4 protein-coding genes, 9 pseudogenes and 1 other annotated feature are annotated in these 5,371 nt (G+C 64.7%); of the genes and pseudogenes, 3 read left to right on the top strand and 10 right to left on the bottom strand.

All coding sequences use genetic code 11. The features are described 5' to 3' along the window. Nucleotides 1-272 precede the first annotated feature (272 nt). Nucleotides 273-554, bottom strand: a complete 282-nt coding sequence (locus FHP25_RS41250) for a hypothetical protein (protein ID WP_178134157.1) — start codon at nt 552-554, stop codon at nt 273-275. 667 nt (nt 555-1,221) lie between these two features. On the opposite strand from FHP25_RS41250, the pseudogene FHP25_RS42825 reads away from it, so the two are divergent. Further along, nucleotides 1,222-1,338, top strand: a pseudogene (locus tag FHP25_RS42825) (IS630 family transposase); the annotation flags it as partial. 29 nt (nt 1,339-1,367) lie between these two features. On the opposite strand, the pseudogene FHP25_RS41710 reads toward FHP25_RS42825, so the two are convergent. The 4 genes and pseudogenes from FHP25_RS41710 to FHP25_RS42385 form a co-directional block, all read right to left on the bottom strand. Then, nucleotides 1,368-1,472, bottom strand: a pseudogene (locus tag FHP25_RS41710) (IS5/IS1182 family transposase); the annotation flags it as partial. A gap of 352 nt (nt 1,473-1,824) precedes the next feature. Then, nucleotides 1,825-1,974, bottom strand: a pseudogene (locus tag FHP25_RS42210) (IS110 family transposase); the annotation flags it as partial. A gap of 129 nt (nt 1,975-2,103) precedes the next feature. Then, nucleotides 2,104-2,226, bottom strand: a pseudogene (locus tag FHP25_RS42205) (IS110 family transposase); the annotation flags it as partial. Nucleotides 2,227-2,486: 260 nt separating this feature from the next. Continuing rightward, nucleotides 2,487-2,767 (top strand) — a sequence feature (16S ribosomal RNA rRNA prediction is too short). A gap of 7 nt (nt 2,768-2,774) precedes the next feature. After that, nucleotides 2,775-2,900 carry a hypothetical protein gene (locus FHP25_RS42385; protein ID WP_269434429.1) on the bottom strand — a complete coding sequence of 42 codons (126 nt, stop codon included), beginning with the start codon at nt 2,898-2,900 and terminating at the stop codon, nt 2,775-2,777. Here FHP25_RS42385 and FHP25_RS42200 point away from each other — a divergent pair. Beyond that, a pseudogene (locus tag FHP25_RS42200) lies at nt 2,841-2,996 on the top strand (LexA family protein); the annotation flags it as partial. The gene FHP25_RS42385 and the pseudogene FHP25_RS42200 overlap by 60 nt on opposite strands. 111 nt (nt 2,997-3,107) lie before the next feature. Here FHP25_RS42200 and FHP25_RS40550 read toward each other — a convergent pair. The 3 genes and pseudogenes from FHP25_RS40550 to FHP25_RS42195 all read right to left on the bottom strand — a co-directional run. Next, nucleotides 3,108-3,251, bottom strand: a pseudogene (locus FHP25_RS40550) (TonB system transport protein ExbD); the annotation flags it as partial. 184 nt (nt 3,252-3,435) lie between these two features. Further along, entirely contained in the window at nt 3,436-3,771 is a 336-nt protein-coding gene (locus FHP25_RS40545; protein ID WP_231712649.1) for a MaoC/PaaZ C-terminal domain-containing protein, read from the bottom strand. Nucleotides 3,772-4,016: 245 nt separating this feature from the next. After that, nucleotides 4,017-4,262, bottom strand: a pseudogene (locus tag FHP25_RS42195) (IS1634 family transposase); the annotation flags it as partial. Between FHP25_RS42195 and FHP25_RS40540 the strand changes: the two are divergent. After that, nucleotides 4,180-4,554, top strand: a complete 375-nt coding sequence (locus tag FHP25_RS40540; RefSeq protein WP_231712648.1) for an ISAs1 family transposase — start codon at nt 4,180-4,182, stop codon at nt 4,552-4,554. The pseudogene FHP25_RS42195 and the gene FHP25_RS40540 sit on opposite strands and share 83 nt — an antisense overlap. Here FHP25_RS40540 and FHP25_RS42870 read toward each other — a convergent pair. Continuing rightward, nucleotides 4,527-4,772: pseudogene (locus FHP25_RS42870) on the bottom strand (IS1634 family transposase); the annotation flags it as partial. The gene FHP25_RS40540 and the pseudogene FHP25_RS42870 overlap by 28 nt on opposite strands. After that, nucleotides 4,763-5,371, bottom strand: a pseudogene (locus tag FHP25_RS41705) (autotransporter domain-containing protein); the annotation flags it as partial. The pseudogenes FHP25_RS42870 and FHP25_RS41705, both read right to left, overlap by 10 nt.

Genomic DNA, 5,371 nt, shown 5'->3' with positions numbered 1-5,371 from the left:
TCCGCGTCAGTCCACCTTCAGTCCATCAGATGGTTCTCGGCCTCGAGCGCGCCGGCCTCATCCGCCGCCAGCCCGGTGTCGCACGAAGCATCCAGATCCTGGTCGACCCTCAAGACCTGCCAATCCTCCCCTGGCTCAACACACGCGGCAGTGACCGCGGGCGGGGTTGCCCAGGAGACGATGAGACCCATCTGAGACAGCGGTGCTGTATGGTCCATGGATGACAACGGTCATCATCCGTCCCCCTTGGTAAGCGCTTGCCGCCGCGCGGATTAGCGCTGCGGTGCGCTCAAGACGGCGCCCCCCTCAGGCAGCAGGCCATGCTCCAGGAAGCGCCACAGGGCGACCATGAGCTTGCGTGCCAAGGCGACGATGGCGACGCGCCGGGTGCGGCCCTTCTGGGTGCCGGCACGCTCTTCGAACCAGCGGCTCAAGGCGCTGCCCGGCTGGTAGCGGCGCCACAGCCAGGCGAGCTGGACGGCGACCCTGCGGCCGGCCTCATCCGCCGCCAGCCCGGTGTCGCACGAAGCATCCAGATCCTGGTCGACCCTCAAGACCTGCCAATCCTCCCCTGGCTCAACAGCAACCCGTCATAACCTCTGTGGCGAGGTACTAGGGCCTGTTTTCAAACCGAGTCACATCTTACTTGTCACTCGGAATGAAATTTGATTCAAAGCTGTTCTTTGCGTGAGTTGCAGCAATGAACAGGCGGCCGCTGAGTGATGAGCAATGGTCGGTCGACCATTGCTCATCACTCAGCGGCCGCCTGTTCATTGCTGCAACTCACGCAAAGAACAGCTTTGAATCAAATTTCATTCCGAGTGACAAGTGAGATGTGACTCGGTTTGAAAACAGGCCCTAGTACCTGTGCCCAGAGATTATGACTCTTTGGCTGCGTCTGGATAGGCGCGAGCGAGCTTTGTGCGAGCGCGTTGGGTGGTGAACATCCATTTGATGGGAGCGGCTGTCGCGTTTCGCTGGCGCAGCGGATGTTCACCCTCGCACACGCCTGACGGGGAAAGTACCACCAAAAATCGCGACCCATGACCTCGGTGCTTTCAAAATCACTCAATCAACTACCCAATAACCTCAGTCCGACAGGCTGCTAGCCCAACTTTCCCAACTGGAGGGCTGAAACGGCAATTTTGAGGTTGGAAAGTGTGAAAACGCGAATCATTTCAAGGGGTGTCGGTCGGCGAGCGGCTGTAGTGAAGACCAAGTGCCTTTTATGAGCGCCAGCGAAACGCGACAGCCGCTCGCATCAAATGGATGTTCACCACCCAACGCGCTCGCACAAAGCTCGCTCGCGCCTATCCAGACGCAGCCAAAGAGTCATAATCTCTGGGCACAGGTACTAGGGCCTGTTTTCAAACCCCGATCCAGATGAGGATACAGGCGATCAGCGCCATGGCGAGGTAGTTGCGGGCGGTCTTTTCGTAGCGAGTAGCGAACCGACGGAACCGCTTGAGGCGATTGATGATGGCGGCACTCCAGCTGAACCAAAGTGCGCCATACAGAATCACATCGCCCACCCGCACGGGAAGCCGCTATCCTCGGCCCGAGTCAATCTGCCGCGCCAACGCGCCAAGATGTGTAGACGCCCTAGTACCTCGCCACAGAGGTTATGACGGGTTGCTGTTGAGCCAGGGGAGGATTGGCAGGTCTTGAGGGTCGACCAGGATCTGGATGCTTCGTGCGACACCGGGCTGGCGGCGGATGAGGCCGGCGGACGATGAGACCCATCTGAGACAGCGGTGCTGTATGGTCCATGGATGACAACGGTCATCATCCGTCCCCCTTGGTAAGCGCTTGCCGCCGCGCGGATTAGCGCTGCGGTGCGCTCAAGACGGCGCCCTCAGGCAGCAGGCCATGCTCCAGGAAGCGCCACAGGGCGACCATGAGCTTGCGTGCCAAGGCGACGATGGCGACGCGCCGGGTGCGGCCCTTCTGGGTGCCGGCACGCTCTTCGAACCAGCGGCGACGATGAGACCCATCTGAGACAGCGGTGCTGTATGGTCCATGGATGACAACGGTCATCATCCGTCCCCCTTGGTAAGCGCTTGCCGCCGCGCGGATTAGCGCTGCGGTGCGCTCAAGACGGCGCCCCTCAGGCAGCAGGCCATGCTCCAGGAAGCGCCACAGGGCGACCATGAGCTTGCGTGCCAAGGCGACGATGGCGACGCGCCGGGTGCGGCCCTTCTGGGTGCCGGCACGCTCTTCGAACCAGCGGCGTTACTCACCCGTGCGCCGCTGTCGTATTGCTACGACCGCTCGACTTGCATGTGTTAGGCCTGCCGCCAGCGTTCGTTCTGAGCCAGGATCAAACTCTCATGTTCAAGTCCAGCCAGGGCTCTTGGCGCCCCGGCCGGCAACGGATCCCGTCACAAACCAAAACGCTCGGCTCATCCTGAAGCAAGGCTCTCACCCCGCCCCACAATTCACCTGCGTCCTCGCTCGCGACAGCATCCACCACCAAGCACCAGGCACCTAACACATGCAAGTCGAGCGGTCGTAGCAATACGACAGCGGCGCACGGGTGAGTAACGCGTGGGAACCTGCCCTTTGGTTCGGAACAACCCTGGGAAACTAGGGCTAATACCGGATAAGCCTCCGTGAGGAGGGAAAGATTTATCGCCGAAGGAGGGGCCCGCGTCCGATTAGCTAGTTGGTGGGGTAATGGCCTACCAAGGCTGCGATCGGTAGCCGGTCTGAGAGGACGATCGGCCACACTGGGACTGAGAGGAGACCAGACGAATCCAGCGATGAGTCACAAATCAGACACCGCGCGCCGCACCGGCCCGCATCGCTTCACCGAAAAGCAAGGCCAGTATCTGGCCTTCATCCATGTCTACGCCCGCATGTTCCACCAGGCTCCTGCCGAAGCCGACATGCAGCGCCACTTCCGCGTCAGTCCACCTTCAGTCCATCAGATGGTTCTCGGCCTCGAGCGCGCCGGCCTCATCCGCCGCCAGCCCGGTGTCGCACGAAGCATCCAGCCCGAAGGGGCGGAGGGGAGCCGACGGGGTCTTGGTCATCAGCACCACGAGCGCTCCCCATCCGGCCTTCGGCCACCTTCCCCGCGTTGCGGGGAAGGGAGTGACCCGACGTCACTTGCTGTCCCCGTTCTCGAGGCCGACCAGCGCCACCTTCAGGTAGCCGGCGCCGCGCAGCGCGTTCATCACCTCCATCAGCGCGCCGTAGTCCACCGTCCTGGCCGCGCGCAGGAAGATGCGCTTGTCCTTGTCGCTGCCGGCGAGCGCCATGACCTTGCCTTCGGGCGCCAGCGCGGCCGCCGGTCCGACCGCGGCGTAGGATTGGCGCACGCGGCCGATCACGGCGTCGCGCAGATACTGCGACTGCTCGACCATGGTGCTGGCGCCGCTGGCGTGGATCTCGCCCGACAGCAGGTCGAAGGCGCGGCGGATGCCGGCGGTGTCAGGCAGGTTGGCGACGGCGTCGAAGATGGGATTGCCGGCGCCGAGGCTCTCGACGCCGCTGCCGGCGGTCGCGCTTGCCGACCACCTTGCCGCTGACCGTGATCACGTCGCCGACCCAGGTGATCGAGGTGAAGCGGGTGCCCAGCGCGCGGATCTGCTTCTGCGGCACCCACGACGTCGCCAGCCGGCCCAGGAACGCCATCGACAGCATGCCGTGGGCGAAGACGTCCTTGAAGCCGAACTTCTTGGCGAAGTCGATGTCGACATGGATCGGGTTGTGGTCGCCCGAGCCGCCGCAGTAGAGGGCGAGCTGGTGGCGGCTGAATGCACGCACCGGCGACGGCCGGCCCCTGCCGCCGTTCCTCAAGCAGGAGATCCTCGACGAGCTTGAGCGCCTGCAGGTGCTGCAACGGCAGATCGATCGCCTCGAGGCCCAGGCCAAGGCCGAGCGCGCCGACGCCGAGGACGGCACCATGGCCGCCAAGATCAACCAGCTGGTCGATCTCAAGGGCATCGGGCCGGTGGGCGCCCAGCTGCTGGTCGCCGAGGTGTTCTGGCGCGGCTTCGACAACCGGCGCCGGCTTCGATCTCGACGAGCTGGATGTAGAACTGCCACAGCTGGGCCGGGTCATGGCCGCAGAGGTTGCTGCGCAGCAGGTATCGGCCCTCGCGCTGGCGCACCCGGCGGAGCTTGGTGCGATTGAGGGCGAAGCTGAAGGCGGTGCCGTCGTCAGCCACGGCGATGTCGATCAGACGCCAAGCTGCCGGCGCCTTGGCCCGCGCAGCGCCCAGCTTCATGAGCAGCTCCTTGCGGTCGAGGTCCATGGTCGACACCAACGGCGCGACCAGCCGCGAGAGCCGCTACTACCTGCTCAGCGCCGCCCTGGCGCCCGAGCAGTTCAACGCTGCCGTCCGCAGCCATTGGGGCATCGAGAATGGCCTGCACTGGACGCTTGATGTCATCATGGGCGAAGACAATGCCAGGAACCGCAAGGACAATGGGCCCCAGAACCTCGCCCTGCTGCGCAAAACCGTCCTTAACCTCGCCAAGATCGAGCCCTCAAAGGGCTCCATGCGCGGCAAGCTCAAGGCTTCGATCTCGACGAGCTGGATGTAGAACTGCCACAGCTGGGCCGGGTCATGGCCGCAGAGGTTGCTGCGCAGCAGGTATCGGCCCTCGCGCTGGCGCACCCGGCGGAGCTTGGTGCGATTGAGGACGAAGCTGAAGGCGGTGCCGTCGTCAGCCACGGCGATGTCGATCAGACGCCAAGCTGCCGGCGCCTTGGCCCGCGCAGCGCCCAGCTTCATGAGCAGCTCCTTGCGGTCGAGGTCCATGGTCGACACGGCAGGCCGTCGTCGGTGCGCTTGCGGGCCGCCTTGCGGCGTGCGCGCAGGGAGCGCTGGGCCGGGGCGACGGGCGAGGCGCGGGCCCGTTCGGCGCTGGCCTTGTCGTCGTCCTGGAACAGGATGGGGGCGAGGCGGGCGCGCATGTGCCATTCGATGTGATAGGCGAGCATGCAGAGGAAGACGTGTGCGCGCACGCGCCGGGCACGGCGATGATAGATGGGCCGGACTTCGAGATCGGAGATCTTGAGAGAGTCGCCGAACACCTGCGTGGTGCGGGCGCCGTAGTCGGCCTTCAGGCGATCGCCGATGCCGGCGAAGGCGACGCGGCGCGTGGTGGCGATGTCGTGCCAGCTGAAGCTGGCGCCGGCCCGCAGGCCCAAAGCGCCGAGCTGGCCGCCGCCATAGAGGGCGACATGATAGTTGTCGCTGTTGCCGGACGAGGCGCGGCTGTCGACGTCGAACGAGGCGCGGCTGTCGACGTCGAACGAGGCGCGGGTGTAGCCGGCGGCCAGCCCGACGCGCCAGGTCTGCTCGATGGTGGCATCGACGCCGATGAGGAAGCCGCCCAGCGAGCGGCTCAGCGTGCC

It is taken from the genome of Vineibacter terrae (genome assembly GCF_008039615.1).
Taxonomy (GTDB): domain Bacteria; phylum Pseudomonadota; class Alphaproteobacteria; order Reyranellales; family Reyranellaceae; genus Vineibacter; species Vineibacter terrae.
Note: the sequence above shows the minus strand (reverse complement) of the source record. Positions and strands in the feature narration are given on the sequence as shown.

Excerpts from the sequence above, each read along its gene's own strand:
- FHP25_RS40540 (WP_231712648.1), top strand. The coding sequence starts at position 4,180 with ATGTCGATCAGACGCCAAGCTGCCGGCGCCTTGGCCCGCGCAGCGCCC.